Origin of the sequence: Streptomyces sp. NPDC020422, from assembly GCF_044386705.1 — a bacterium.
GTDB lineage: Bacteria > Actinomycetota > Actinomycetes > Streptomycetales > Streptomycetaceae > Streptomyces.
The window spans coordinates 102,073-126,946 of sequence record NZ_JBIRVJ010000014.1; the positions used below are offsets into that span (position 1 = coordinate 102,073).

Genomic DNA, 24,874 nt, shown 5'->3' on the forward strand with positions numbered 1-24,874 from the left:
GTTGCGGGTTGCGGGTTGCGGGTTGCGGGGGTGCGCGGGGTCACGAGGTGCCGGCTTGCTGGGTCCCGCGGGCCCAGGTGTTCCGGGTGATCCCCGGCAGGAAGCTCGTACCGGCCACCCCCTACGGCGCGGCCTCCGACCAGGTGACAGGTGCGCGGGCATCCCCGGCGCCCCGCGGCCGGCCCCACATCCCGGGGCCGGCCGGGTACTCGAAGCAGGTCCCCCACCAGCGATCATCCACCCGATCGCTGCCGGTACTTCGGTACTACGACATCGCCGTCGGGGAGACCGCCTGGTGCAAGGGCGAAGGCCGGTCGCTCGTCACCGTCGATGATGCGACGGCCGACCGCGCCGCCCGCTCGATCGTGGCGCGGTGGGCAGCGCGGGCTTCCTCGTCGATCTGCTTCTCGTGTTCGGGGCGCAAGCCGGTCCGGCCGTCCAGGCCCTCTCGCAGGATGTCCGCGTGCCCGGTGTGCCGGTTGGTCTCGCCGAGGACGTGGGTCATGACGGCGAACAGATTCGTGTTGGGACGGGGCTCCGACCACCAGGGCACGTGGCCGGGGGCGTCGAGGGGAAGTTCGTTGATCGTCGCGTCCGAGTGCTCCCATGTGCGCCGGTAGAACGCGACGATCTGATCGAGGGTCTCGCCCTCGGTCGCGTACTGGTCGCTGCCGTCGTGGTCCTGCCAACGGGGCAGGGGTTCAGGGGAAGGGCGGTCGAAGACCTCGCCGAAGTACCTCGCCTCGACGGTGGCCACGTGTTTGACCAGGCCGAGGAGGTTGGTTCCGGTCGCGGTCAAGGGCCGGCGGGCGTCGTACTCGGACAGGCCGTCGAGTTTCCAGAGCAGAGCCTCGCGGTCCCGCCGCAGTCTCCCGTGCAGGTTGTCCTTCGCGAACGCGTCGATCATGTGGCATGAACCTTCCGCCGTGGCCCGTTCCTGGCCACAGTCTCCCGTACGCGCTGTCCGGCGAACGGGGGAGCCCGACCGAGGACTCCGACGTCTGCTCGACTCCTCCGCCTCCGCCCGGTTCGCCTGAGACGGGTGGAACTGGCTGCAGTGGCCCCCCGGAGCGGCGTGCAGCGGTCCTCCGGAGCGGGCCCTCCGGAGCAGCCCTCCGGAGCAGCCCTCCGGAGCAGCCCTCCCGAGCGGCCCCAGACGGCCGCACAGCGCCTGCTCAGTCGACCTCGACGTACGTGACGATGAGGATGCTGCCGAGCGCGGTCGCGTAGAAGATGACGCGGATGCCGTCGTGCTGGTAGTCGCGCAGCGCAGACGCCGTGGCGTGCTGCTTCACCTCGTCCGGAGCGGCGGCGAGCACGCTCAACGCGCTGTCGAGGCGCATGGTCTGTTCCACCGTGAGGGCGGCGACCTGCGTCTCGGCCGGCTCGACGAACACGAGGCGCGCCCGCCGTCCGCCGCGCTGGTGCTTAGGCGACATGCGAGTCCCGCTCGCCCTGCTCGGCGTCGGGCAGACCCTTCTCGGCCCGGATGTCCTCCCAGCTGCGGCACCGGTCCAGGTCCATGCCCTCAGCGGCCAGGTTCTCCAACACGTACGCGAGCGCCGGGTTTCCGGGAAACTCGGCACGCGCCGCCTCACGCAGCTCACGCTGCTCGGCCTCGCTGAAGATGAGGTGCGCCATCGGGCCTCCGCCGCTCGGGTACAGCCCGAGGCTAGCGCAGCGGCCCCTCCCCGAGCAGCCGGTCGGCAGGGAACCCGTCCTGACGGAGGGGGAGGGGAACCCTGCGTACGCATCCGGTGGGAGGGGCGAGGGAACACGCTCCACGTACCATCCCTCCCTGCAAGGTTCCCCGGCCGGCACTCGCGCTTCGCGGTCTGCGCAACGCGTCGGGCGGAGACAGGTGTGCGGAGAGAGGGCGATGGCGCGATGAGCGTTGCCGAGAGCTGGTCGCGCGTGATGGGTCTTCTCAGGCAGCACGCACCGGCCGATCACGCGGACCTTCCCGGGCCCGCTACGGAGACGATGCTCGCGGCCGCCGAGGAGCGGATGGGCGTCCTTCTCCCCAGGGATCTGCGGACGTGGCTGTTGCAGAACAATCTGGATCTGCCCGAGGAGGACGTCGACGACGAAGTGGCTTGTTGCGGCTTCGACGGGTTCCCGGACGAGGGAAGCTTCTTTCTGGGGATCCGGGCGATGGAGAAGCTCTACGCGAATCGCTCCATGCCTGGTGGGTTCGACCCGCCGGACCAGCCGGACAATCCGTTCTGGCGCAACGAGTGGATCCCGTTCCTGTCGGACCAGGACGGTTGGACGGGGAAGTTCGTCGACACCCGGGACGGGCGGGTCGGCAGGTGGTTCGTGGGTGAGATCACGGTCCCGGGCGAGTACGCGTCGCTGGCCGAGTATTTCGACTCCGTGGCCGAGATGCTGACGAGGGTCGCTGAGGGCAACCACCCCGTCTGCGGGGTCACCGAAGGTCGCCTCACGTGGTGGTGAGCCGGCTCCCGACCGGGCGGGTGGGGGTGACCCCCACCCGCTTCAGGCGTCAAGGGTCAGGTCGGACGTGGGGACGGACTGGCACGTGAGGACCTCGGAGGGCGGCAGGCCCTCGGAGGGGGTCACGAGGTGTGCGGCCGTGCCTTCGACGACCCTGCAGGCGCAGCTCTCGCACTGGCCCACACGGCAGCCGCTGGCCATCGTCATTCCCGCGGCCTCGGCGAGGTCCAGGAGCGTCCCGTCCTGCCGGCGCCAGGTGGCGGTCCGGCCGGAGCGGGCGAAGGTGACGGTGAAGGTGGCGTCCTCGGGGAGGGCGACGTCGGTGCGGGCGGGCCGGAACCTCTCGGTGAAGATCTCGAAGCGCGGGACCCCGCGGCGCACGAGCCCGTCCGTGAGCGTGTCGAGCATGGGTTCGGGTCCGCAGAGGTAGAAGCGGGCGCGGCGCTCAATCAGGTGCGGGGCGATGTCGTCGGCGGTGATGAGGCCGGCGCGCGCGGCGACGTCGCCGCGCTCGTTCCCCTCCTCCGGCGTCGGCGCGGAGTAGTGGTCGATGATCCGCAGGGAGGGGACCAGGGCGCTCAGTTCACGGAGACGGTGGCGGAAGGGGTGGTCCGCCGGGTTGCGGTTCCCGTGGTGGAGGACCACCTCGGGAACGGTTCCGCCGGTGGCCGCGAGGGTCTCCAGGTATCCGAGGAAGGGGGTGACCCCGATCCCGCCCGCGAGGAGGACGACCGGGTGGGCGCTGTGGGTGGGGATCCGGAAGGTGCCGGCCGGGGCGGTGAGGTGGAGGCGGTCGCCGGGGCGGAGCCGTTCGTGGACGCGGGTGGAGAAGGCGCCGCCCGGCACGTGGCGCACGGCCAGCTCGTAGGCGGTCCGGCCTTGTCGGACGGCGGCTCCGGTGAGGGAGTAGCTGCGCCCGCCGGCCGCTGACCGGGGTGCTTCACCGGCGGGGTCGGTGTGGACCGTCACGTACTGGCCGGGCGCGTGGTCGGGCAACGGGCCGCCGTCGCAGGGCTCCAGACGGAGCGTGCGCACGCCAGGGCTGGTGGCGGACAGGGAGGTCACGGTGAAGGGGCGGGTGCCGGTCCAGGTCCCGTCGGCGGGGGCGGGGCGCAGTTCGCAGGCGGCGGACCGGAGGGGTACGGAGCCGCTGACCGGGTCGCAGTCGCTGTGGTCGACGAGCCGGTTGATGTTGCTGCCGTGCGGGCTGGTCGGGTCGCTGCCGGGCAGCGCCAGGTCCGCGGCCTCCTGCCACCAGCCGTACTCGGCGACCACGACGCCCGGGTGCAGGGAGTCGTCGAAGCGGGCGCGCAGGCGGACCGAGCCGAGCCGGGTGGACAGGACCGTCCACTGCCCCTCCTCGATGCCCCGGGCGGCCGCCGTCCGCGGGTTCAGGTCCACACGGGGGTCGGTGGCGCGACGGCGCAGCGAGCCGATCGAGCGGTGCTGGCTGTGCACGAAGGAACCATGCTTGGCGCAGGTCAGCACCAGCGGGTACGCGGCGCTGGTGGGCTCGGGCGCGCGGTGCTCGGGGACGGGCGGATAGCCGTGGTCCAGGAGCGGCTCCGAGTACAGCTCGACCCGCCGCGTGGGGGTGCGAAAGCCCCGCACCGTGCCGTCGGGGCCGGGCGAGGCGTACGCGCGGTACGCGGGTTCGCGCGGTACGCGGACCGGGCCCGGGCGGCCGCGGAGTTCGGCGACGGTCAGCCCGAGGGGTTCGAGCTGCCAGTTCCACGCGGCCTCGATGTCGCCGTCGAAGAACTCCCCGCCCAGGCCGAGGCGGCCGGCGAGGTCGAAGACGACCTCGGTGTCGCTGCGCGAGGCGCCCAGCGGTTCGACCAGCCGGGGGCGGAGCTGCACGTGCTCCTGGGCGTGGTGGTCGATCTCGAAGCCGAAGCGGAGGGCCTCGTGTTCGTAGGCGCTGCTGACGGGCAGGACGATGTCCGCGCTGGCGCTGGTGGGGTTGGGAAACAGGTCGAGGTGGACCTGGAACTCGAGGGCGCGCAGGGCGCGTGCGGTGCGGTCGGAGTCGGGCTGGGCGAGGACGAGGTTGGAGCCGAAGCCGACGAGGGCGCGGATCGGGTAGGGCCGGCCGGTCTCGATGGCCGTGCACAGGTCACCGGAGTTCACGTAGCCGGAGGAGGGCGGTCCGAGGGGGTGCTTGTCGAGGCCGAGGGCCTTGGCCCGCCGGTCCGGACTCAACAGGGCCGGCGAGGACGCCGGGTTGTACGGCGGGGCGGGGACGACGTGGTTGCCGCCGGGGGCGTCGTACGAGCCGGTGAGGGCGTAGAGGGTGGCCAGGGCGCGTTCGGTCTGGGTGGCGTTGGCACTCTGCCCGACCCCCGTCCATCCGTAGTACGTGACGCGTCGCGCGGCCGCGATCTCGGCGGCGAGGGCACGGATCTCCCGTTCCGGCACCCACGTGGCGGCCGCCGCGCGCTCGGGGGGCCAGGCGGCGCACGCGGCGGCGTACCTCTCGAAGGCGGGCACGCACTCGACCGCCGTGCCGTCGCGCAGCTCGACCGTGCGAGCCCCGCGCAGCGCGAAGCGCTCGGGCCGGTCGGCGGGACGCCGGGTGTCGTGGGTCTCGGGCCGCCCGGCCTCGACGTCGAAGACGACGAACGCGTCCGAGGGGTGTTCCCCGGCGAGCTCCTGGGAGCGCAGGAAGCGCCCGGTGTCGCCGCGCACAAGCAGGGGCCCGTTGGTCCAGGAACGGACGAACGCCTCGTCGTATCCGCCGCTCTCGATGAGCAGATGGGCCAGGCCCAGGGCCAGGGCGGCGTCGGCGCCGGGGCGGACCCGCAGCCAGTGGTCGGCGCGCAGGGCGCTCGTGGAACGGCGCGGGTCGACGACGGCGAGCCTCGCCCCGCGGGCCTGGGCCGCGGACAGGGCCGCCGACTGGGAGAGCCAGGTCTTGGCCGGGTTGAAGCCCCACAGTAGGGCGAGGTCGGCGTGTGCGTAGTCGGGCGGCGGGAGGGGCGTGCCGAAGGTGAAGCCGTGGGCGACGTCCTTGTGCCAGTTGCAGATCTCGGCGCTGTAGACGGTGTTCGGGCTGCCGAAGAGGCGTACGAAGCGCTCGATCCACTCGGTGGCGTCGGAGATCATCGTCCCGGAAGGCGTGGCCACGCCGAACGCCACGGCCTCCGGGCCGTTCTCCCGGGAGATCGTGGCGAGCCGAGCGGCGATCTCGTCCATCGCCTCGTCCCAGGAGATCTCCACCCAGCCGGGGTCGGGGTCCGACTTGGGGTTCGTACGCCGCAACGGGACGGTCAGCCTGCCCGTGCTGTGCGCGATCTCCGGGGCGGCACGCCCCTTGGGACACATCGCGGCGCCGGTCGGATGGTCCGGATCGGGACGTACACCGACGAGACGCCCACGGTCCACGGAGTAGATCGCGCCGCAGCGGGACTTGCAGAGTGTGCAGTAACCCCGGATCTCCTGAACCATCGCCCTGGCCTCCGCTCGCTCGCGGTCCCGTCCTTGTGCTGTTCTCATTGCACACCCGGACGGCCGGGCCTCCCGGCGGCAGAGGTCCCCGGTTCCCGGGCCGTAGGTCACTTTCCGGTCCGGCGCCGGTGGGTGCCTGCCGGCGCGGCGCACCTCTCGTCACCCCGCGTACGCGATCCCGTCGCGGGCCGCCCGGGGCCGCGCGGCGTCACGCGAGGGCGGGTACGCGCTCGTGCGGGGGCGGGGGTGGCGGCGGTGTGCCGTCGCCGAAGGGACGGCCGCCGAGTTGCTCGCGGCCGTGGGGCGAGAGCCAGGCGCGCGTGGCGGGGCCCTGGGGGACGATCCCGGTCGGATTGATGTCGTGGTGGACGACGTAGTAGTGCGCCTTGATCTGCGCGAAGTCGATCGTGTCCCCGAAGCCGGGCGTCTGGAACAGGTCCCGCGCGTAGGCCCACAGGACCGGCAGCTCGGTCAGCTTCTGCCTGTTGCACTTGAAGTGGCCGTGGTAGACGGCGTCGAAGCGCACCAGGGTCGGGAAGAGGCGCACGTCGGCCTCGGTGAGGGTGTCCCCGACCAGGTAGCGCCGCTCGCCGAGCCGCTGCTCCAGCCAGTCGAGCCGCTCCCACAGGCGCCGGTACGCCGCGTCGTACGCCCTCTGGCTGCCGGCGAAGCCGCACTGGTAGACGCCGTCGTTGACGTCCCGGTACACCTTGTCGGCCACGTCGTCGATCTCGTCGCGCCACCGCTCCGGGTAGAGGTCCGGGGCGCCCTCCCGCTGGTACGCCGCCCACTGGCTGCCCAGGTCGAGGGTGATCTGCTCGAAGTCGTTGGTCACCACGGCGCCGCTGGGGACGTCGACGATCGCGGGCACGGTGATGCCGCTGGGGTAGCCCGGTTGGCGCCGGAAGAACGCCTCCCGCAGCCACTCGATGCCGAGGACGGGGTCCCGGCCGCCCGGGTCCCGGTGGAAGCACCAGCTGCGCTCGTCGTGAATGGGCCCCGCGATGCCCATCGAGAGCACGCCCTCCAGGCCCATCAGGCGCCGGACGATCGCGCTGCGGTTCGCCCAGGGGCAGGCCCGGGCGATGATGAGCCGGTAGCGCCCGGGCTCCACGGGCCAGCCGTCGCGTCCGTCTGCCGTGATCCGGGTGGTGAGGTATGTGCGGTCGCGCTCGTAGGAGCCGTCACCGGTCATCGTTCCGAACCTCCGGTCCCTGCCGTGCAGGGGCGAGTACCCGCTCCGACCGGTACTACGCCTGACCGTGTTGCCGCCCCCCAGGGGAGGGCCCGGCGCTCTCCCCTTGCGGTGGCGACACCTCCGTGGGCGCCCGCGCCACGGCGGGGGAGGGGAACCTCGCAACCGCGTCGGCCGGCGCCTGTGTCGGCCGAGAGCCGTGTCCGCGGGGCGCCGGTCACTCCGTAGCGGTGAACACGTGCTCCGTCGGCGGGCCGACCAGCAGTCCAGGGCCGGCAGCGAGTGCCTCGGTCAGGTGCGGGCTCGACAGGTGCGCCTCGAACGAGGCCTGGTCCTCCCACTCCTCGAAGACGAGCCAGGAACTCGGGTCGTCCGGGTGGACGTAGGCCTGGTAGCTGATGTTGCCCGGTTCGGCCCGCGAAGGCGCGACCAGGGACAGGGCCTGCTCACGCACCTTGCCCTCGGCGCCGGGCGCGGCCTTGAGCAGGGCGATCGCGGTGACCTTGGGCATGGCGTGCTCCATTCGGGCATCGTGTCGGGGCCGCGCGATCCAATGTCTGCCCGCCGCCCGCGACAACGCGCCGCACCTCGCCGCCCCCACGGGTGGCCCCGCCTGTGAAGGCCTCCCGGATGGAACCCGTCATTCGCTGCCGGCGGATGGCAAGATCATCGGCGTTGTCCGTCATTTCCAAGGGGGAGACCATGACCGAACAGCCGAGGGCAGCCCGCCGTGCGCTGCTGGCGGGAGCAGTGGCCGGGCTCACGGGAACCGCGCTCATATCCGGCGGCGGAACAGCCGCCGCGGCGACCACGGTCGCCACAGGACCGTCCGACTGGTTCGACGTCAAGGCGCACGGCGCGGTCGGCGACGGCTCGGCCGACGACACCGCCGCCATCCAGCGCGCGCTCGACGCGGCGGCCGCGGCCGGCGGAGGCACCGTGTACTTCCCCGCCGGGAAGTACCTGGTCAAGCCCGCAGGCGGTGCACCCGCTCTGGCCGTCAAGGGCGACGGCACCCGCCTGACCGGCGCCGGGGCGAAGGCCGCCATGCTGGTCAAGGGCGGCGACGGCATCCTGCTGCGGATGTCCGGCACGGGAGCGGCCTACTCCACCGGCGCCACCCACCGCCGCTACTGCTCGGTGGAGAACCTCGGCTTCAACGGCAACGGCAAGACCGGTCTGCTGCTGGAGCTCTACTACAACAACAACTCGTACTTCCGCGACGTCTTCATGACCTCGAACCGGGACATGTGCGTCGACGCCGTGGAGTTCTGGGACTCCCGCTTCTACAACCTGGTCATCGAGGACTGCACGGGCACCACCGGCAGCACGACCCAGCCCAACATCTGGCTGCGCAACGCCTCCTCCGCCACCGACGGCGCCTGGGGCCACAGCAAGGACAACATCAACCAGATCCACTTCATCGGCTGCCGCCTGGAGGCCTTCGGCACCGGGGCGCTCTGGATCGGCCAAGGAGCCGTCACCACCAACAACCCCAACGGTATCTACATCACCGACTGCAAGTTCGAGACCTCCCGCATGCAGGGCGGCCCGCACCTGAAGACCGACGCGGGCTGCAGGCACGTCTACGCCACCAACATCTACTGCTACGCCGGCGACTTCGCGGCGGGCACCCCGGCCACCGCGCGGAACATCATCAGCTGGGCGGCGAGTTCCAGCGCGCTGGAGAACGTGGTCATCGCCAACCGGGACAGGGCGACCATCAACGCGGGCGTCGCCCTCTACTCGGGCCCGGGCTCCACCGCCGTGCTGCGCAACGTCGTCGGGATGTACACCACGGCGCCCACCGGCACCCACATCTACTACGAGCAGTCCTCGACCGGCGACTTCCGGGTGGAGAACAGCTACGGCACCATCGGCGCCCAGGCGACCGGAACGATCCCCGTCAAGAACGCGCCGAACCCGCCCCTGCGCCTGGTGCCAGGCCCGGTCACCGACGCCTCCTTCACCCATCAGCCACTGGACGGCACCATGGCCGTGGACTCCGCCAACAAGCGGCTCTACGTGCGGGTCGGCGGCCAGTGGCTGTGGTCAGCGCTCAACGCGTGACCACCTGACGGGGGAAGGCGGCAGCGCGCCTTCCCCCGTCCCCGCCACGCCCGGAACCGCTCACCGCCAGGCTGCCGACCCCGTCGCGGGACCTCGCCGCCGGGCGCCCTCCCCGCCTGAGCGACCCGACCGCATCACGCGTTCGACCTCAGTCATGCAGGGCGGCCGCGAGTGCCTCGGCCAGGGCCACGGGCGGGCGGCCGATCAGGCGGCGCAGGTCGCCGGAGTCGGTGTACATCTCGCCGCGGCTCATACCGCGGTCGGCGTCAGCGAGGACCTCCGCCAGCTCGGCGGGCAGGCCCGCGGAGGCCAGTAGCCGGGCGAAGTCGGACACCGGGAGGTCAGCGTAGGTGACCTGCTCTCCGGCCGCAGCGGTGATCGCGGCGGCGAGCTCAGTCAGGGTGAAGGATTCGTCGCCGCCGAGCTCGTACACGGCGCCGGTGTGGCCTTCGGAGGTGAGGACGACCGCTGCGGCCTCGGCGTAGTCGGCACGGGACGCGGCGCTGATCCGCCCCTCGCCCGCGGCGCCGACGACCGCGCCGTTCTGCAGTATCTGCGGCAGTTGGCTGGTGTAATTCTCCAGGTACCAGCCGTTGCGCAGCAGCACGCTGGGGATTCCGCGGTCCCGCAGATACGCCTCGGTCTCGCCGTGCGTGGCACCGATGACGGTGGTGGCCGTGTCCGCGTGCGTCGTGCTCGTGTACGCCACGAGCGACACGCCTGCGGACGCCGCGGCGTCGATCACACGGCGGTGGTTGGCGACCCGCTCGTCCACGGGGACCGAGGCCGAGACCAGCAGCAGCCTGTCCGCCCCCGCGAACGCCTCGGCCAGGCCGTCGGTGTCCGCGAAGTCGGCGCGGCGCACCGTGATGCCTCGGTCGGCCAGATCCTTGATCCCGGCGATGTCCCGGCCGGTCGCGATGATGTCCGGAGCCGGGATTCCGCGCCGCAGCAGTGCCTCCACGGTGAGCCTGCCCAGCTGGCCGGTGGCTCCGGTGACGACGATCGGCATGATGGTCATTCCTTCCTTCCGCGCGTGCCCTGCACGCCTGCCGCGGTCCGTCCGCCGCGGTCCGTCCGCCGCGGGATGGAACACAGAATGACCTGCACACTCTCTGCTGGGGAGTAACCACTTCTTGGTACGGTACTTACCTCAGCGAAAGCATCGAGGTGAGCCGTATGGCCGTTGTCGAGAATGTGACCGGGCCCATGCCGTCATTCGACCCGTACGAGCGCGGCTGCCCGTCGCGGGACCTGCTCGACCAGATCGGCAGCAAGTGGGCGGTCCTCGTGCTCGGCGAACTCGGCCGGAACGGGACCTCGCGGTTCGGCCGGCTCCGGCAGGCGCTGGCGGGCGTGAGCGAGAAGATGCTCACCCAGACGCTGCGCACCCTCGAACGCGACGGGCTGATCAGCCGGACCGTCTACCCGGAGGTGCCGCCGCACGTGGAGTACGAGCTGACCGCGCTCGGCCAGACGCTGAGGGAACCGCTGAAGGCGCTCACGGAGTGGTCCGTACTGCACATCGAAGAAGTCATCACGGCCCGCGAAGAGTACGACGCCCGCACCGAGCGCACCAGGTGATCAGCGGCGGCCGGCGGTCTGGTCACAGGCGGCCGCCTCGCCGGGACCGGCCCCGGCAATCAGACCCGCCCAAGCCACCCGCCGACATCACGAGTTCAACCTCAGTAGTCCGCGACCGGACCGCGGCGGTCGAGGCTGAAACGTGACGATGGAGGCCACAACCGGACTGTCCAATTTCGGGGTTCCGCCCTCTTTGGCCCCACCGGAAACATGAATCCCGCAACAGTTCTCACGTCGCTGTCAGCCGCGCCCCTGTGCGCTGGCGGAAGGGATCGGATGATGCGGAATCACCACAAGATCGCGTCCATGGCGGCCACCGCCGTAATGATCGCGAGCGGCCTGAGCGCCGCTGCGACAGGAACGGCCACGGCCTCGGTCGCATCGGACTTAGCCGCAGCGCGGGCGTGCACGGCCGACGCACCGCGCTTCACCAGCTACGCGGGCACCGGCTCCAGCGACCCCTCGTACTACCCGGCGCGGGGCACCTGGCTCACCACGACCACGCGCTGCAACGACATCAACCTGAAGCTGGACGCGACGCGCTCCGTGCGCACCTGCTTCAAGTCGGGAACCAGCTGGAACTGCAACGGCTGGAAGCCCCTGACCGCAGGCCGCTGGGGCACGGCTGCGACCGACGTCCTCGACGGCACCAAGTTCTTCCTGCAGTTCAGCGGCACCGCCCGCGTCTCGGGACAGATCGACTACTGACACCCGCCAAGCAACCGCACCAACACCCGTAACCCTGCGGCCCGGTCCCCCTTTCCGTCTCGCGGACCAGGGAAGCCGGGCCGTGGGGCACGGTCAGGCACTTGTGTGTTCACCGTCGTCATCCCAGGAGGACCGGAGACGCACGAGGCGGTACCCCTCGCGGCCACAGCGCATCGATCCGGGCGGATTGCCGGCGCCGCGCCGGGGGCCCGAAAACCGTTGGCGCTCCCAGGGGCAGTGAGCCGAGACTGATCAGCCGATCACATCGGACAGGAAGCGTGGCCGGCCCTGACGTACAACCGTGACACCCTGCCCTTCCCGGACAACCGCGTGCCCCGCATTACCTACGGGGGCATTCGGGACTGGGAACAGTGCGATCCGGCCCGCCACCCGTTCACCTGGGACGAGGAGGAGGACGAGCACCTCCGCTCGCTGGTCCGCGAGTGGGTGCCGCCTGTGCTCTCCGGTATGGCCGGCGGGTGGCAGGGGGAAAGCTGGTGCGAGAGCCAGGTGGACGCGATCATCCAAGAGCGATACGGCACCTGGGCCTGGGGATGGAACTGGTACCACTACAGCGGCGGTCCCATCGGCAACTGGACCGGTGGGTCGAGCTCGGTGACGACCCCCGACGAGACCGCGGCACGTGTCGTGGCCGCGCTGCTGGAGTGGCGGGAGTGGCTGGAGCGGACGGCCCAGCGCTTCGCCGAACTGGCGCCGCCACCGGACGCCTCACCCGAGGACCGCAGTTGGCACCTGGAGCGGGCCTGCGTCCGGCTCGTGACCCACACCATGGACTCGGGCGCGGACAACGCCTGGCGCGGCCAGACCTCGATCGTCCTGGGCTGGTTTCTCACCAGCACCGGCATGGACCGGGCCGAGGCCGCGCGCGCGGTGGAGCGGGCGATCGGCGGCCGGTTCAAGAGCTGGGTCCACCCGGAGCGGGGTCTGATCGAGTCGGTCGGCGAGGACCTCGCCGTCGGCCTCACCGGTCACGCCCCGTACCGGGACCACCGCGAGTGGGAAGCGCTGGAGAGGCACCATGACCGTTACTGACAGCCTCTCGGCCTGGCTGCGCGTACGCCGTGAGGTCGACTGGCGGCATTCACCGGCCCTGCAGCGGGTCCCGGCCGGCCGCGACGGGTTCCGGTCCTGGTGCGAGGGATCCGTGCGTCGGCGCGACCCGATGCGCGCGGAGCGTCTGCTCGCCGCGCACACCTTGGCCCGGGAGGACGCCGCACGCCAGGCCCCCCTGAACTTCGCCCTGCTGGCCCGTTGGCAACGTGAAGTCCTCGCTGAAGCAGGGGCACCGTTCCGCGTGAGTGACGCCTATGCGAAGGCCGGCCGCGAGCGCTACGGTCTGACCCCTCACACGCGGGCCGACCTCGATTCCTGCCTGAACGAGACGACCGACCCGGACGTCCCGCTGGCGGCCCGGGCGGCCCGCGCCTATCTCGACGTGGCGTTCTTCCACCCCTTCACCGATGGCAATGCCCGAGCCGCGCTGTTGGCCTTGGTCTATGTCCTGGCGCGGGAGGACGTCGTCCTCCCCGAGGTCGGTCCCCTCCAGACCACCCGCTACGCGGATGACCCGGCCGGTGCCGCCGACCTTGCCACGCTCATCGGGGTGCTCAACCGCCGCCGACGCTGAACCGTTCGCGGGATGCGGCCGCCGCCCGGATCCGAACCGCGCGTCCCGTCCGTCCGTGCTGGTGTCGGGCCCTAGGTCTTGTCTCCCTGAAAGGTTATGGGCGCCATTTCCGGAGGTAGGCGGGGTGCTCGGCGTATGACTGGGCAAGGACTCGCAGCGCGTATGCCAGACCGGCCGAGCGGGAGTCCGACGGGTCCATGGCCTTGTAGTCGTGCGCCAGTTGCTCGGTCAGGTCGAGCATGGGGAGATGGCTGTCGAGAAGAGCCTCGCCGCCTAGGGTCTCGGCCACGTAGGCGTAGGCGTGGTTGTCGTCCATGATGCGTGCGACGAGGAACTTCACAAGATCGTCCATGTGGCCATCTTCGCGGGCAAGGTGCTTCGGCGGTCAAGCGGCTGTCCAGATGAGGATGGCGGTGAGGTGGAGTGCGGCCTGGTAGGCGGTGGCGAGCTTGTCCGTTCGCATGGCCAGGCCGCGCCACTGCTCGAGTCGGTTGATGCACCGCTCGACGGCATTGCGCTGTTTGTATGCCTCGGCGTCGCAAGCTGGCGGTCGACCGCCGGCGCGGCCTCGCCGCAGACGGTGGCCGACCTGGTCGGACGGCTGGGGGATGACAGCGCGGATCCCGCGTCGGCGGAGGTAATTCCGGATCGCCCGGGATGAAAACGCGCGGTCCGTCAGGACGGGGTGCGGCGTCGGCACGATGAGTCCTCGTGCGGCAGGGAGCGGGAGCTTCCGCGTGGCGACGGTCGGTCACGGATTGCGGCGGCTGAGAGAGCCGTTCAGGACCGTGGCAAAGACGCACCAGGCGGCATAGGGCAGGAGTGCGCGGGCTGCGACCGGGTCCGTCCGTGCGTTCTGACGGATGAGTCCAGCGTTGCAGAGGTCGAGCAGCAGCGTCCCGACGAGCGCAGCCCGCGGGCTGCGCTGACGGAAAAAGAGCCAGGTCCATCCCGCGTTGAGTGTCAGGTTGATACCGAAAAGGGCAGCGGTACGTACTCGCTCGCGCCCTCGGGTGCGGCCGAGCGCGTGGCCTGCGGCGAAGGCGATCGAGGCGTACATCGGCGTCCACACCACGCCGAATGCCCACGGGGGAGGCTGCCAGACGGGCTTGCTCAGCCCCCGGTACCAGTCGCTGTCGGCATCGACAGCAGCCGAACCGGCCGCCGCGGACGCTGCCACGACGACAGAGGCCACCGAGTAGCGCTTCCACGGGTTGGGCGAGGCAACGGGGCCCGCCCCCTCGCTGATCAGTCGCATGGGGAGGCACTCCTCCTTCGTCTGTCACTGCCCGCCGAACGATCCGGGGCCCACACATACCGCTCCACCACGCCCGTCTGCCCCGAGCTCGCTCCACCACGCCCGTCTGCCCGAGCTCACCAAGCCCTCGCCAGGGGCCACGCCGCCCGGGCGCCGCACTACGCGGAGGCCGACGGACGTAGTACGTGTCGCGTACCAGCGGGACCTTGCACTCCGAGAGCCAGGGGGTAGCTCACGCATCGCCGCCGTAGCGTGGCGCCTCGGTCGCGAGATCGTTCCGCTCGTAGTTGGCCAGGGCGAGACCCAGCGCGAAGAAGGTGGGCGCCCATTCGCCCACGAAGATTCCCCATCGGTCCGCCCTCTCAAGGTTCTCTTGCTTGTTGGAGGCGACCCAGGAAAAAAGCGACAGCCCGATCGAGCCAACCGCAGCGAGGTAGGCGTGCTCACTCTTGATCCCGGCTTCGTGCAGCTTCTTGACGATCATCAGTCCTCCTAGGGGTTTTTCGAATTCCACCCAGCACTTCGCGCCTTTGGAGACTCTTGGATTCAGTTATTTTTCACCGAAGCCGACAGTTCTCGGCTCCAGGGCCGACGGGCCGACAGGAGGCACGCGGACACGAGGGCAGAAGGGTCACGCATCCACGACTCGGAATCTTTGGCGCACTCGCCGCCACGCACGTAAAGATCATCTTCTCGGCTTTTGCGGGGACGAGCATCATGCGCGTTCAGGACAGAGTGCGGGAGAGCGAATGCAGCGCCCTTCTGGTGTGACTTTTGACCGTGCCGAGGGGGAGTCCCAGTCGCCTTGCGATCTCGGACTGGGTGAGTCCCAAGTAGTACGCGAGGAAGAGAATCTCACGGCGTTCGGGCGGCAGGACGGCCATCTGGCCGACGATGCCGAGGCGTTCGACCGCTCGCGCGCAGCCGTCGGCGCTCTCCGGGGCAGGCCCTCGGTTCAGGCGACGCAACCCCTCGTAACGGCGAACCACCGCATTCGACGAATCGACTGCTTTGTGAGCCGTGATGCCGTGCAGCCACGGACCGAGGCTCCCGCGACGCGGGCAGTATCTTCCGGAATGCAACCAGACTTCCACGAAGACCTGTTGGGCGACATCCTCGGCATCATGGAGATCGATGCAACGGCGTCGGGCCCAGCGCAACACAGAGGGATACCAGTCGGAATAGATCGCGTCGAAGGCCTCACGCACGATGTCGCCGTGCGGCGGTTCGCCGTCGTGCTGATCCGGGCAGTGGACACAGGAAGGCGCGGGGGAGTTCTGGGGCACCAGTCGTCTCCGGACAGATCCGGGGATAGGGACGGGGTCGCGATGCTGGCGGCCTTATCGGGTCCCTCGGGACGAGGCCGCAGCGAAGTGATGCCCACGGCCCCAGCGGAACACAAGGCTCCAACGTTCGCCATTCATGCGGGCCACCCGTGAAGTGCGACGTCGGAGAACCCGCCCTCGCGGAGGCCGCGGTCCTGTCGGCGGTCCGGCCCTGGAGCGACGCTCGGGCGTGAGGGGTCGCCGCCGCGGGGTGGCCTTGGGCCAGATGCCCGAGATCCCGGCTGCCGACCTTTCGGGTACGTGAGAACTGCCTGCACACACCGGTTGGTGTCGTTGTTTACCGGCAGGCCCAGCTTGGCCAGCAGATTGCCGATGTATTTACCCACACCTGCTTCGGTCGGGTCGGGGTGGGGATGCGGGGCGATTGCCGCGTTCGAATGCCCCTCGGCGATCAAGGCGAGCACTTTACGCTCCCTCGGCGACAGGCGGCGGAGCGGATCGCGCTGCCGCTGCATCAACTGCCGCACTGCCTCAGGGTCGACAGCCGCTCCGCCGTCGGCCACCGTCCTCAGCATCCGACTGAACTCGTCGACGTCGCCACCCGGTCTTTGCGGAGTCATCCGATGGCTCTCACCTGGCCTGAGGCGAGGCCGCCCGCCGGCGGCCACAACCGACAGCAGCCGTCCTGTGCAGCCGCGCGCCGGAGTCGGGCCGTCGTTGTCCACCGCGAGCCGCACCCGGAGGACCTCCCGCCCCTCGGCTGTCTGCCCAGTGCGCAGCACGGCTGGTGCGGCTCCAAGGAGAGACGAGGTCGTGGGCGGCGTCGCCGCTCAAGAGTGCCGGCCGCCGCAGCCAGGGCTACAGCGACGGCCAGGAAAAAGCTCCGGCCACGGCCCACACACCGACGGGCCCCCACTCCGTGGTCGCTGTACTCAGGACAGCCGGGCTCACCATGGTCATGGCCGGCTCGGGCAGGTGGTGGGTGCGGGACGGCCCTGGAACCGGTCCGCCGTCCAGGCGAGAAGTTGCGCCAGCAGCGGCGAGTCGTTCCCGACGACGCCCGTGTGATCCAGGCCCGGGTAGGTCCGGTAGTCCACCCGGTTCCCCGCTGCGCAGGCCGCTTCGGCGTAGGCCCGCTGGACCGCGGGCAGCACCAGCTGATCCGTCTCCCCCTGCGCAATCAGCACAGGCGTGGGGATGCGGCCGCGCGGGGTGTTCTCCCGCAGGCGCGTCCCGAAGGCACCGGTGACGGGGCTGCGGGAGAAGACCGGCTTGTCGATCATGAGGGAGGAGGCGATCGACACGAACACCTCGGGTTCCGCCAGGCACCGGTCCTCCCACTCGCGCACCAGCACGCGCGCCGCGGGCCGCAGATACCCCGCGGCGGTCACATCCGGGTAGTGGTCCCGGTAGCCGGCGAACACGTAGGAGGCGAAGATCGCCCCTCCCGGTACGGTGTCCAGGTTCGATACCAGTGCTGTCAGATCGCTGGCAGGTGCGAGTGCCGCGACCCCGGCGAGGGGTACGTCGGGAGCGTAGGAATCGGCGATCTGTCCCGTCCACAGGGCGGCATGGCCGCCCTGTGAGTGGCCCCACACCACCGTCTCGTCCGACAGGTCAACGGTGTCGAGCTGTCGGGCCGCGCGTACCGCGTCCAGGACCGAACGCGCTTCGCCCCGCCCGATCAGATACGGGTGCGGCCCCTCGGTGCCCAGCCCCACGTAGTCGGTGGCCACCAGGGCCCATCCCGCTTCGAGGACGCCGTCCAGGGCGGGCAGCGCGCCGGCCGTGAACGGGTGCTTCAGCAGCGACGGGGCGCAGGTGGTGTCGACGCCGGTGGTGCCGTGCGCCCACGCCACCACCGGACGTGCCCCCGGGCCGCTGCGTGGAGCGAGCACGATTCCGGAGGCCACCGCCGGTCGGCCGTCGTCGCGTGAGGTGGTGTAGAGGATCCGCCGGCCGACGGCCCCGGCCGGGACATCCCGGTCGAACGCCTCGCTGCGCAACAGCTGCCCGGACCGGTCCGGAACGCTCGAAGGAGGCGCGTAGAAGGCGGTCACCGACGGCTCACCACGATGCACGGCCGCACTGACCAGCGCCAAGGCCACCGCCAGCAGCAGCGACAGCGCCGCGCCCACCGTCCGTACCCAACGCGACCGCTTCCGGGAACGCTCGGGAGCGGACGTGCCGCGGGCGCGGCGCACAGCGGCGGAAAGGGTGCTGCAGCCGAACAGGACCGTCTTCGCGCCGAACACCACCGCCACCACCAGCAGCATCACATCCGGCCAGGCCAGCGCAAGGACTCCGAAGACGATCCCAGCCACGCCCTGAAGCACCGCCGCCGCCCGCGCGTCACTCCGCTCCCGCAGCGCACCGGTGATCGACAGGATCCCCTCCACCACGAGCGCGGCGCCGACCAATACGGTCAAGAGGCCCAGACTGAGCGCCGGCACCGCCACGATGACGACGGCCAGCACCAGCCACAACCCGCCTACGGCCAGTCCCATCCACCGTCGCGGCGAGCGGCCGGCCTCCGCCACAGCGGTCACCCCCGTCGCCCCAGCCGCGATGGCCACCACGATGAGGAGGACCGTCAGCGACCGGAAGGGCCGGACCAGCAGCACCAGCCCCACCGCAACACACAGCACACCAAGCATGGCCGCGCCCCACCACGGCACCCGCTCGAGCCCCCGCCCAAGCCGCCTTCCGAGCCCGTCGCCTTCGTCCATGGACGGCTCCCTTCGCACCACGACGGACCCATCGACGGTCCGACCATCGCGACCCCGCAGAACCGGGCGACGCCTCGCACACCACGACGGTGTGAGAATCACATGACGTCTCGGGCCACGCACTTCGTGCCGTACGGCCCGGCAGCACGGTAAGTGAGGCGGAGCTCAGTCCGGTGCTCAGAGATCAGCTGATCAGGTGTGTCCGAAGCCCGAGCTGTGGGTTGCAGCCACCCTCCGCCGGGACTCGCCGGCTGATCGCTTCAGGATGCGGTGCGCAGGCTGGGCAGGCGTATGCGGCTGCAGGCACGTCCGTCGTAGCTCAGGTACCGAGTCGGCTCGCAAGCGACCCGGAACATTCGGGTCTTCAGGCGGCGTGGAGCGGCGGGCCCGGGTCCCCGGCCGTCCGAGGGCACAGGAAATCTGCCTCGACCCTGGCGTCACCCTGCCCCTGAGCATGGATCGGTGGCGCGACCGGTGATCCCGAGTGCTCGCAGAGATTTCAGGCTCGGGTGAAACCGATCGGGATGGTGCTGAGGAATGCCTCCCCACACACAGGGTTCGAGTTCTTCTCGACCGGATGATGGGGATGATCGTCATGAACGCTCGTTCTGCAGGTGCTGTTCTCACCACCGGTGTCGCCGTCGTGCTGTCGGTCACCGGAGCCACTTCCGCCATCGCTCAGCCGCAGGCCACCGACGAGCAGGCCACGGTGTCCGTGCTGCACGCCGTCCCCGGCCTCACCGTGGACGTCTACGCGGGAGACAAGGAACTGCTCCCCGACTTCAAGCCGGGCACGCTCACCGACCCGCTGAAGCTGGATGCCGGCTCGTACGACATCAAGATCTTCAAGGACGGAGAGGGCCCGAAGGGAACCCCCGCGATCCAGAAGACGGTCGAGGTTCCGGCCGGAGCCAACGCCACGCTCGTCGCGCACCTGACGGCCGACGGCAAGCCCGCGCTCGACGCGTTCGTCAACGACACCTCCAAGGTTCCCGCCGGCAAGGCCAGGGTCACCGTCCGCCACGTCGCGGCCGCGCCCGCCGTCGATGTCCGCGCCGACGGCACCGCGGTCTTCGAGAACCTGGAGAACCCGAACGAGGCCAAGGGCGAAGTCGCTGCGGGCACGGTGTCGGCCGACGTGGTCCTGGCCGGAACCGACACGGTCGCGATCGGCCCGGCCCAGCTGGAACTGGCCGAGGGCTCCAACACCATCGTCTACGCCTGGGGCAGCGCCGCGGACAAGAACCTCGCCCTCAAGACCCAGAGCATCACCGGCATGCACTCCGCACCCGCCGGCGTCCCCGCCGGCGAGACCGGCCTGGCCGCGGCCGAACACAACCAGAGCGTCACCTTGGGCGCCCTGTCGCTGGGCGCCCTGGTGGCCCTGGGCGCCTCCGCCCACCTGCTGCGTCGCCGCGACAACGCCGCCTGACCCGACGGATCCCTCAGATCGCCTCTGTCGTCCCGAGCGGTGCCCGCCCACTGGGTGACCGCTCGGGACGACGGAGCCGGAAAGGCTGGACATGAGCATGGCCGGGGCACGACGACACCGCAGGATTCTCGGGCTGGCCGCAGCCCTCGTCGGCGTCATCCTGACGGCAGCGGCTGTTTTCCTTGCCACAGCCCGTGCCGACAATCCCCCCATCGCCCTGGACTTCGGCCCCTCACCCACCACGACGGCCGCCTCGCGCTCCAAACCGGCCGACGTACCACCCCCCACACGGCAGCGGCCCACTCCGTCCGCCCGTAGTGCCGCCGCCCCGGCACCGCGCGAACTTTCGATTCCCCGTCTCGGTCTCCGCGCGCCTGTCGAGCAGGTCGGCGTGGCCCCGGACGGCCAGATGCAGGTTCCTCAGGACCCCGACCGGGTCGGCTGGTACCGCTTCTCCCCGGCTCCGGGAACGGGCCGGGGCTCGTCAGTCATCGTGGGACACGTCGACGCGAAGGGACTCGGCCTCGGAGTCCTGTTCGGGCTGAACAAGGTGCGCCGAGGCGACCAGGTACGGGTCGGACGCGAGGACGGTACCTCCGTGACCTACGAGATCACCGCTCGCCGCACCCTCGGCAAGAAGGCGCTGGCAACCTCCGGTGTGTACGACCGGGAAGGGGCAGCGGTACTGACCCTGATCACGTGCGCCGGCCCCTACCTTCCCGACCGCGGCGGCTACCAGAACAATCTGGTCATCACGGCGGTGGAGGTAACGAAGTGACCACCATGTGGGGCGGCCTGCAAGTCCTTGCCGCTAGTGTCGCCACCGTGACCACCGTGCCTGACGAGAGACTGGGCCAGGGGTTCGCCGATGGCGACGAACCCTGCCTCAGAGAGGCGTACCGCCGCTGGGGCGCACTGGTCTACACCGTCGCCTCGCGGAAGCTCGGGGACGCCGAGGAGGCCAAGGACGTCACCCAGCAGGTTTTCGTCGGAGCCTGGAACAGCCGCAAGACCTTCGACCCGCAGCGCGGGTCACTGAAGACCTGGCTCCTTGGCATCACTCACAAGAAGATCGCCGACGCGCTCACTCGCCGCTCACGCAACCAACGCGACATCGAAGCACTCACCTCGGTCACGGGCATCGCCGAGCAGTCGGCACCCGCCACGGAGTCCGTAGTGAACTACGTCGTGCTGACGCGAGAGCTCGAGAGCCTTACCGAGCAACAGCAACTCGTGCTCAGGATGGCCTTCTACGAGGACCTGTCACAGTCACAGATCGCCGCGCGCACCGGACTCCCGCTCGGAACGGTGAAAACCCACACACGGCGCGGTCTCATGCGTCTGAAGAAGAGGTTGGAGGTGGACGGTGGAGCACACCGATGAAGAAACCCTGACGATGATGGCGCTCGGAGAGGAGACCGACCCCTCGGTCCATCTCCACCTGCGCGAATGCGAGGCATGCAGCCTCGACTTCGACACTCTGCGCCGTGCCGTCACCACCCTGCGCACCCCCTCAGCAGACGGTGACCTCCTCACGCCGCCGGACGACCTGTGGGATTCCATCGCCACGGAACTGCGCATCCCGGATGAGACCAACCCGTCACCCCCTTCGCAGCAGTCCGCACCAGTGAGTGCGCCGATTCCCACGGCGTCTCGGCGCGTCGGGCGCTTCGCTGTCGCTCTCGCTGCCTGCACGGCACTCCTTGGCGCCGCGGCGGGAAGCGCGCTCACCTGGTGGGCGACCCACAGCGCCTCCTCCACCGCGCCCGTCGTTGCCGAGGGCAAGTCCCTTCAGTCGCTCCGTGCCAGCTCGACCGGCTTCGCCAGCCTTACCGACCGTGGCGGCCGGCGATCACTGGAGATCACTGTCAAGGGTCTGCCCCGGAACAGCGGCTACTTCGAGGTATGGCTCATGGACAACAGCCACACCAAACTCGTCTCCATGGGCGTGCTGGGACCCGACGGCCGTGCCACGTTGCCCGTCCCCGACAACATCGACCTCCGCGAGTACTCCGTCGTGGACGTCTCCGTCCAGCCCTACAACGGCAAACCCGATCACTCCGGCGACAGCATCGTGCGAGGAACCTACGAGGGCTGATCGACCCCGCAGACGACTCGCCCGCGCACGCGGACGGGGTCGGTCATCCGCTGCTTGACGGATCTCACTTCACGCGAACGCGGTTCCCCGAGGAACTCGCCGTCACCAGAGAGCGCGTGGCGGCCGCCTGGGCCGCCACCAGGGGATCGTCCGCAGCGATCACCGCCGGCGCCGCCACCGTCGCGCTCGGTCTGCTCGCCCTGCCCCTGAGCGAGCTGACCGACAACAGGGCACTCGGACCCGTCGGCGCGATCGGCGTGGTCTGTGCCGTCCTCACCACCCTCACCTTCCTCCCCGCCGTGCTCGCCCTCCTGGGCAGGGCCGCCTTCCGGCCCGCCGAGCCGAAGTGGGCCGACGCCGGGACCGGGACCGGCGGTCACGGGATCTGGCGCCGCGTGGCTCACCGGGTCGGCACCCGCCCCCGGCAGCTGTGGATCGCCACCACCGCCCTCCTCCTCGCGGCTGAGATCGCAGAACGCTTCAAGCCGTTCGGCGCCCTCGGCCTCGCCCCCGAGGTCTCACGCCCGCAGACAGTCGACAAGGCAGCGGTCGCCGTGCCCGTCCTGCTACCCCCCCCCCGAGACCGGCGGCGGCGAGAACTCAAAGAAGATCGACCAGATCCGGCAGGCCGCCTCACGTTCCTCGCCGCGCCACCGCAGGCACGGGTCACCGGCGGGCCGGCCTACCGCGCCGACATCTCCTCAGTCTTCGACGGCGCCGACACCAACCTGCTTCTCGCCACCGCCTCGGTCGTAGCGGTCCTCCTCCTGATCACCTAGCGAGGCCGATCCTGTGGCGCGTTCCGCTCATCGTGTGAGACCGACGCCGACGGTGTCCGCGGCTACGTCGGCACCCGTGTAGACGAGCACCCCCGGTCCGAGAACCGTCAGGTAGGCGCCGACAGCGAACCCGGCGGCCATCCGAACGGAATGAACCCCTGGTGCGAGCCGGAGCAGCGCCACTTCGCGATCGTCGCGGGGTCCAGAGCGTCGAGTGGAGCGAGGCCCGCCACACCGGCCAGCAGGGCAGCGGTCGCAAGACCCCTCACTTCACCAGCCGGTGCCGAGCCCGGAACGAAACAGCTCCCGATCGACCCGCCGTTCGCCGCGGACCGGCTCACCACACCCCCCTGATTGACAGCCGAGTTCCTTCGCCCCACCATGTGAGTGAGCGCTCACACGCTTTGGAGGAATGATGAGTGTGATCAAGACGGCAGGACTCGCCCGCCGTTTCGGTGAGGTCACAGCCCTGGAGGGACTGACGTTGGAGCTCCCGCGGGCGGGGGTGATCGGCCTGGTGGGCCCGAACGGGTCGGGTAAGTCGACCCTCATCCGTATGCTGCTCGGCCTGATCGCGCCGACGTCGGGAACGGCCGAGGTGCTGGACGAGCCGATCAGCGAGCCCAGCCGCTACCTGCACCGGGTCGGCGCTCTGGTGGAGAGTCCGGCCTTCGTGCCCGGCCTGTCGGCGAGAGCGAACCTCATGTCGCTGGCCAGGCTGCGGGGCCTGCCCGCGTCCCGAGTGGACGAGGTGCTCCAGACCGTCGGTCTGACCGGTCGGGACGCCGAACCCGTCAAGCGTTTCTCGCTGGGCATGAAGCAGCGTCTGGGCATCGCCGCGGCTCTCCTGCCCGATCCGGAACTGCTGATCCTGGACGAGCCCACCAACGGGCTCGATCCGTCGGGCATCGTCGAGATCCGCGGACTGCTGGCGGATCTGGCGCGGGCGGGCCGGACCGTCATCGTCTCCTCGCATCTCCTCGCCGAGATCGAGACGGTCTGCGACTTCCTGGTCGTCATCCGCTTCGGCCACCTGGTCTACTCCGGCCCCGTCACCGACCTGCTCGCCCGCGCGGGGCGACGGATCGAGATCGCGGCGGAGCACGAACAGGACGCCGCGCCCCTGCACGCGCTGCTGTCGGCGGACGGCTGGCAGGTCGAGCACATGCCCGATGGGCGGCTCAGCGTCTCGGCCGACGAACGCAGGGGTGCCGAGCTCAACCGGAGTGCCGCCCGCGGGGGCATCACCCTCAAGTCGATGACCCCGGTGCGCGGCAGCCTGGAGGAGATCTTCCTCGAGATGACCGGCAGCAGCGACCAGGACCTCACGGCAGCCCGGGCCGCGGCTGCGGAACGGAAGGCGTCATGATCAACGCAGTGCGCAGCGAGCTTCTGCGGACCCGGCGCAAGGGCGTCGTCCTCGGCTGGTTCGGCCTGACGATCCTGTTCACCGCCATGATCAACATGGTGATGGCGCAGGTCGTCGGCTCCTCCCAGGCTCAGCCGGAAGGCGCCCCGGGGGTGTCCTTCCCTACGCTCGACCAGTGGCAGGCCGCCGACGGCATCACGGCGGGCCTGTCCTCGGCCGCCAGCATGTACGGGGTCGTCGCCCTGTCGTTCTGGGCGATCGTGACGGCCGGTGACTACAGCAGCGGCCTGATCCGTCTGACCGCCTCCGCACAGCCCGACCGCGTCAGGCTGCTGCTCGGCAAGGTAGGTGCCCTGTCCCTGTGGACGGCCGCCGTCACGACGGTGGCGCTGATCGCCAACCTGCTCATCGCCCCCGTGGCGGCGCGGAGCGCGGACCTCGACGTCTCCGCCTGGGGGCAGGACGTCCTGCCGACCCTGGCCGGCGCGTGGTTCAACCTGTTCGCCACCCTGCTCGTCTGGGGTGTCATCGGACTGGTGCTGGCCCTGGTCACCCGCTCCGCGGCCATCTCCATCTCCGTCGGCGTCGGCTACGTCCTGGTCGTCGAAGCGGTCATCACCGCCGCCCTCGACACCATCGCCGACTGGACTCCCGGAGCCACCCTCAGCGCGCTCGCCCAGGGCGGCACCAGCAGCATCCCCTACGGCACCGCCCTGACACTCGGAGCCCTCTACACCCTTCTAGGCTTGGGCGTCGCGCTCACCGTCTTCAAGCGCCGCGACATCACCGACTGACCCCAGCCCGTCACACACCT

The 24,874-nt window shown here is 70.5% G+C and carries 26 protein-coding genes and 1 pseudogene; 13 read left to right on the forward strand and 14 right to left on the reverse strand.

The annotated features are described in order from the left end of the window. Nucleotides 1-265: 265 nt before the first annotated feature. From ACH414_RS31295 to ACH414_RS31305, 3 genes are all read right to left on the reverse strand, one after another. Nucleotides 266-907, reverse strand: coding sequence for a DinB family protein (locus ACH414_RS31295; RefSeq protein WP_382544389.1), 642 nt, complete (start codon nucleotides 905-907; stop codon nucleotides 266-268). A gap of 268 nt (nucleotides 908-1,175) precedes the next feature. Continuing rightward, nucleotides 1,176-1,439: a hypothetical protein gene (locus tag ACH414_RS31300; protein ID WP_391768387.1), complete on the reverse strand. Its 264-nt coding sequence runs from the start codon at nucleotides 1,437-1,439 to the stop codon at nucleotides 1,176-1,178. Continuing rightward, the gene (locus ACH414_RS31305) at nucleotides 1,429-1,641 is read right to left on the reverse strand and encodes a hypothetical protein (protein ID WP_382544395.1); all 213 of its coding nucleotides are present in this window, start codon (nucleotides 1,639-1,641) and stop codon (nucleotides 1,429-1,431) included. The genes ACH414_RS31300 and ACH414_RS31305 overlap by 11 nt, the downstream gene beginning before the upstream one ends. Before the next feature lie 246 nt (nucleotides 1,642-1,887). Here ACH414_RS31305 and ACH414_RS31310 point away from each other — a divergent pair, with 246 nt between their 5' ends. Then, complete coding sequence (locus ACH414_RS31310) at nucleotides 1,888-2,457, forward strand: SMI1/KNR4 family protein (protein WP_398944424.1); 570 nt, start codon at nucleotides 1,888-1,890, stop codon at nucleotides 2,455-2,457. 42 nt (nucleotides 2,458-2,499) lie between these two features. Here the strand turns inward: ACH414_RS31310 and ACH414_RS31315 are convergent, their stop codons facing one another. The 3 genes from ACH414_RS31315 to ACH414_RS31325 form a co-directional block, all read right to left on the reverse strand. Beyond that, complete coding sequence (locus ACH414_RS31315; protein ID WP_398944426.1) at nucleotides 2,500-5,952, reverse strand: molybdopterin-dependent oxidoreductase; 3,453 nt, start codon at nucleotides 5,950-5,952, stop codon at nucleotides 2,500-2,502. A gap of 160 nt (nucleotides 5,953-6,112) precedes the next feature. Beyond that, on the reverse strand, nucleotides 6,113-7,099 hold the full coding sequence (locus ACH414_RS31320) for a glutathione S-transferase family protein (protein WP_398944428.1): 987 nt from the start codon (nucleotides 7,097-7,099) through the stop codon (nucleotides 6,113-6,115). 217 nt (nucleotides 7,100-7,316) lie between these two features. After that, nucleotides 7,317-7,622 carry a putative quinol monooxygenase gene (locus ACH414_RS31325; RefSeq protein ID WP_382544407.1) on the reverse strand — a complete coding sequence of 102 codons (306 nt, stop codon included), beginning with the start codon at nucleotides 7,620-7,622 and terminating at the stop codon, nucleotides 7,317-7,319. 179 nt (nucleotides 7,623-7,801) lie between these two features. Between ACH414_RS31325 and ACH414_RS31330 the strand changes: the two genes are divergently transcribed. Continuing rightward, nucleotides 7,802-9,169 carry a glycosyl hydrolase family 28-related protein gene (locus ACH414_RS31330; protein ID WP_398944430.1) on the forward strand — a complete coding sequence of 456 codons (1,368 nt, stop codon included), beginning with the start codon at nucleotides 7,802-7,804 and terminating at the stop codon, nucleotides 9,167-9,169. Nucleotides 9,170-9,317: 148 nt separating this feature from the next. On the opposite strand, the gene ACH414_RS31335 is transcribed toward ACH414_RS31330, so the two are convergent. Then, the gene (locus ACH414_RS31335; RefSeq protein ID WP_382544413.1) at nucleotides 9,318-10,190 is read right to left on the reverse strand and encodes an SDR family oxidoreductase; all 873 of its coding nucleotides are present in this window, start codon (nucleotides 10,188-10,190) and stop codon (nucleotides 9,318-9,320) included. Nucleotides 10,191-10,348: 158 nt separating this feature from the next. On the opposite strand from ACH414_RS31335, the gene ACH414_RS31340 reads away from it, so the two are divergent. The 4 genes from ACH414_RS31340 to ACH414_RS31355 all read left to right on the forward strand — a co-directional run bounded on the left by ACH414_RS31340 (nucleotide 10,349) and on the right by ACH414_RS31355 (nucleotide 13,109). Next, the gene (locus ACH414_RS31340) at nucleotides 10,349-10,753 is read left to right on the forward strand and encodes a winged helix-turn-helix transcriptional regulator (RefSeq protein WP_398944433.1); all 405 of its coding nucleotides are present in this window, start codon (nucleotides 10,349-10,351) and stop codon (nucleotides 10,751-10,753) included. A gap of 306 nt (nucleotides 10,754-11,059) precedes the next feature. Beyond that, nucleotides 11,060-11,461, forward strand: coding sequence for a hypothetical protein (locus ACH414_RS31345; protein ID WP_382544417.1), 402 nt, complete (start codon nucleotides 11,060-11,062; stop codon nucleotides 11,459-11,461). 330 nt (nucleotides 11,462-11,791) lie between these two features. Next, complete coding sequence (locus ACH414_RS31350) at nucleotides 11,792-12,514, forward strand: hypothetical protein (protein ID WP_398944434.1); 723 nt, start codon at nucleotides 11,792-11,794, stop codon at nucleotides 12,512-12,514. Next, complete coding sequence (locus tag ACH414_RS31355; RefSeq protein ID WP_398944436.1) at nucleotides 12,501-13,109, forward strand: Fic family protein; 609 nt, start codon at nucleotides 12,501-12,503, stop codon at nucleotides 13,107-13,109. Before ACH414_RS31350 ends, ACH414_RS31355 begins: the two co-directional genes overlap by 14 nt. A gap of 94 nt (nucleotides 13,110-13,203) precedes the next feature. Here the strand turns inward: ACH414_RS31355 and ACH414_RS31360 are convergent, their stop codons facing one another. The 7 genes and pseudogenes from ACH414_RS31360 to ACH414_RS31390 form a co-directional block, all read right to left on the reverse strand. Continuing rightward, the gene (locus tag ACH414_RS31360; protein WP_382544425.1) at nucleotides 13,204-13,461 is read right to left on the reverse strand and encodes a DUF6221 family protein; all 258 of its coding nucleotides are present in this window, start codon (nucleotides 13,459-13,461) and stop codon (nucleotides 13,204-13,206) included. Between the two features lie 33 nt (nucleotides 13,462-13,494). Beyond that, nucleotides 13,495-13,800: pseudogene (locus ACH414_RS31365) on the reverse strand (transposase); the annotation flags it as partial. Nucleotides 13,801-13,860: 60 nt separating this feature from the next. After that, nucleotides 13,861-14,367 (reverse strand): TspO/MBR family protein, encoded by a 507-nt coding sequence (locus ACH414_RS31370; protein ID WP_398944438.1) that lies wholly within the window; start codon nucleotides 14,365-14,367, stop codon nucleotides 13,861-13,863. Between the two features lie 232 nt (nucleotides 14,368-14,599). Beyond that, the gene (locus tag ACH414_RS31375; protein ID WP_398944439.1) at nucleotides 14,600-14,851 is read right to left on the reverse strand and encodes a hypothetical protein; all 252 of its coding nucleotides are present in this window, start codon (nucleotides 14,849-14,851) and stop codon (nucleotides 14,600-14,602) included. Between the two features lie 241 nt (nucleotides 14,852-15,092). Continuing rightward, on the reverse strand, nucleotides 15,093-15,653 hold the full coding sequence (locus ACH414_RS31380; protein WP_382544432.1) for an RNA polymerase sigma factor: 561 nt from the start codon (nucleotides 15,651-15,653) through the stop codon (nucleotides 15,093-15,095). 134 nt (nucleotides 15,654-15,787) lie between these two features. Then, the gene (locus ACH414_RS31385; RefSeq protein WP_398944514.1) at nucleotides 15,788-16,273 is read right to left on the reverse strand and encodes a LuxR C-terminal-related transcriptional regulator; all 486 of its coding nucleotides are present in this window, start codon (nucleotides 16,271-16,273) and stop codon (nucleotides 15,788-15,790) included. Nucleotides 16,274-16,609: 336 nt separating this feature from the next. Beyond that, complete coding sequence (locus tag ACH414_RS31390; RefSeq protein WP_398944441.1) at nucleotides 16,610-18,382, reverse strand: lipase family protein; 1,773 nt, start codon at nucleotides 18,380-18,382, stop codon at nucleotides 16,610-16,612. A 595-nt stretch (nucleotides 18,383-18,977) separates the two neighbouring features. Between ACH414_RS31390 and ACH414_RS31395 the strand changes: the two genes are divergently transcribed. The 7 genes from ACH414_RS31395 to ACH414_RS31425 all read left to right on the forward strand — a co-directional run bounded on the left by ACH414_RS31395 (nucleotide 18,978) and on the right by ACH414_RS31425 (nucleotide 24,854). Next, nucleotides 18,978-19,814 carry a DUF4397 domain-containing protein gene (locus ACH414_RS31395; RefSeq protein ID WP_382544438.1) on the forward strand — a complete coding sequence of 279 codons (837 nt, stop codon included), beginning with the start codon at nucleotides 18,978-18,980 and terminating at the stop codon, nucleotides 19,812-19,814. 91 nt (nucleotides 19,815-19,905) lie between these two features. Further along, nucleotides 19,906-20,592 (forward strand): class F sortase, encoded by a 687-nt coding sequence (locus ACH414_RS31400; protein WP_382544441.1) that lies wholly within the window; start codon nucleotides 19,906-19,908, stop codon nucleotides 20,590-20,592. 47 nt (nucleotides 20,593-20,639) lie between these two features. Further along, the gene (locus tag ACH414_RS31405; protein ID WP_386567060.1) at nucleotides 20,640-21,197 is read left to right on the forward strand and encodes an RNA polymerase sigma factor; all 558 of its coding nucleotides are present in this window, start codon (nucleotides 20,640-20,642) and stop codon (nucleotides 21,195-21,197) included. Next, the gene (locus tag ACH414_RS31410; protein ID WP_398944443.1) at nucleotides 21,181-21,912 is read left to right on the forward strand and encodes an anti-sigma factor; all 732 of its coding nucleotides are present in this window, start codon (nucleotides 21,181-21,183) and stop codon (nucleotides 21,910-21,912) included. The genes ACH414_RS31405 and ACH414_RS31410 overlap by 17 nt, the downstream gene beginning before the upstream one ends. A 50-nt stretch (nucleotides 21,913-21,962) precedes the next feature. Further along, nucleotides 21,963-22,691 carry an MMPL family transporter gene (locus tag ACH414_RS31415; RefSeq protein ID WP_398944516.1) on the forward strand — a complete coding sequence of 243 codons (729 nt, stop codon included), beginning with the start codon at nucleotides 21,963-21,965 and terminating at the stop codon, nucleotides 22,689-22,691. A gap of 421 nt (nucleotides 22,692-23,112) precedes the next feature. Next, complete coding sequence (locus ACH414_RS31420; protein ID WP_398944445.1) at nucleotides 23,113-24,060, forward strand: ABC transporter ATP-binding protein; 948 nt, start codon at nucleotides 23,113-23,115, stop codon at nucleotides 24,058-24,060. Further along, entirely contained in the window at nucleotides 24,057-24,854 is a 798-nt protein-coding gene (locus ACH414_RS31425) for a hypothetical protein (RefSeq protein WP_398944446.1), read from the forward strand. Before ACH414_RS31420 ends, ACH414_RS31425 begins: the two co-directional genes overlap by 4 nt. Nucleotides 24,855-24,874 lie beyond the last annotated feature (20 nt).

Bases quoted from the DNA above. Each gene is read 5' to 3' on its own strand.
- ACH414_RS31295 (WP_382544389.1), bottom strand. From the start codon at position 907: ATGATCGACGCGTTCGCGAAGGACAACCTGCACGGGAGACTGCGGCGG.
- ACH414_RS31300 (WP_391768387.1), bottom strand. From the start codon at position 1,439: ATGTCGCCTAAGCACCAGCGCGGCGGACGGCGGGCGCGCCTCGTGTTC.
- ACH414_RS31305 (WP_382544395.1), bottom strand. From the start codon at position 1,641: ATGGCGCACCTCATCTTCAGCGAGGCCGAGCAGCGTGAGCTGCGTGAG.
- ACH414_RS31310 (WP_398944424.1), top strand. From the start codon at position 1,888: ATGAGCGTTGCCGAGAGCTGGTCGCGCGTGATGGGTCTTCTCAGGCAG.
- ACH414_RS31315 (WP_398944426.1), bottom strand. From the start codon at position 5,952: ATGAGAACAGCACAAGGACGGGACCGCGAGCGAGCGGAGGCCAGGGCG.
- ACH414_RS31320 (WP_398944428.1), bottom strand. From the start codon at position 7,099: ATGACCGGTGACGGCTCCTACGAGCGCGACCGCACATACCTCACCACC.
- ACH414_RS31325 (WP_382544407.1), bottom strand. From the start codon at position 7,622: ATGGAGCACGCCATGCCCAAGGTCACCGCGATCGCCCTGCTCAAGGCC.
- ACH414_RS31330 (WP_398944430.1), top strand. From the start codon at position 7,802: ATGACCGAACAGCCGAGGGCAGCCCGCCGTGCGCTGCTGGCGGGAGCA.
- ACH414_RS31335 (WP_382544413.1), bottom strand. From the start codon at position 10,190: ATGACCATCATGCCGATCGTCGTCACCGGAGCCACCGGCCAGCTGGGC.
- ACH414_RS31340 (WP_398944433.1), top strand. From the start codon at position 10,349: ATGGCCGTTGTCGAGAATGTGACCGGGCCCATGCCGTCATTCGACCCG.
- ACH414_RS31345 (WP_382544417.1), top strand. From the start codon at position 11,060: ATGGCGGCCACCGCCGTAATGATCGCGAGCGGCCTGAGCGCCGCTGCG.
- ACH414_RS31355 (WP_398944436.1), top strand. From the start codon at position 12,501: ATGACCGTTACTGACAGCCTCTCGGCCTGGCTGCGCGTACGCCGTGAG.
- ACH414_RS31360 (WP_382544425.1), bottom strand. From the start codon at position 13,461: ATGGACGATCTTGTGAAGTTCCTCGTCGCACGCATCATGGACGACAAC.
- ACH414_RS31370 (WP_398944438.1), bottom strand. From the start codon at position 14,367: ATGCGACTGATCAGCGAGGGGGCGGGCCCCGTTGCCTCGCCCAACCCG.
- ACH414_RS31375 (WP_398944439.1), bottom strand. From the start codon at position 14,851: ATGATCGTCAAGAAGCTGCACGAAGCCGGGATCAAGAGTGAGCACGCC.
- ACH414_RS31385 (WP_398944514.1), bottom strand. From the start codon at position 16,273: ATGACTCCGCAAAGACCGGGTGGCGACGTCGACGAGTTCAGTCGGATG.
- ACH414_RS31390 (WP_398944441.1), bottom strand. From the start codon at position 18,382: ATGGACGAAGGCGACGGGCTCGGAAGGCGGCTTGGGCGGGGGCTCGAG.
- ACH414_RS31395 (WP_382544438.1), top strand. From the start codon at position 18,978: ATGAACGCTCGTTCTGCAGGTGCTGTTCTCACCACCGGTGTCGCCGTC.
- ACH414_RS31400 (WP_382544441.1), top strand. From the start codon at position 19,906: ATGAGCATGGCCGGGGCACGACGACACCGCAGGATTCTCGGGCTGGCC.
- ACH414_RS31425 (WP_398944446.1), top strand. From the start codon at position 24,057: ATGATCAACGCAGTGCGCAGCGAGCTTCTGCGGACCCGGCGCAAGGGC.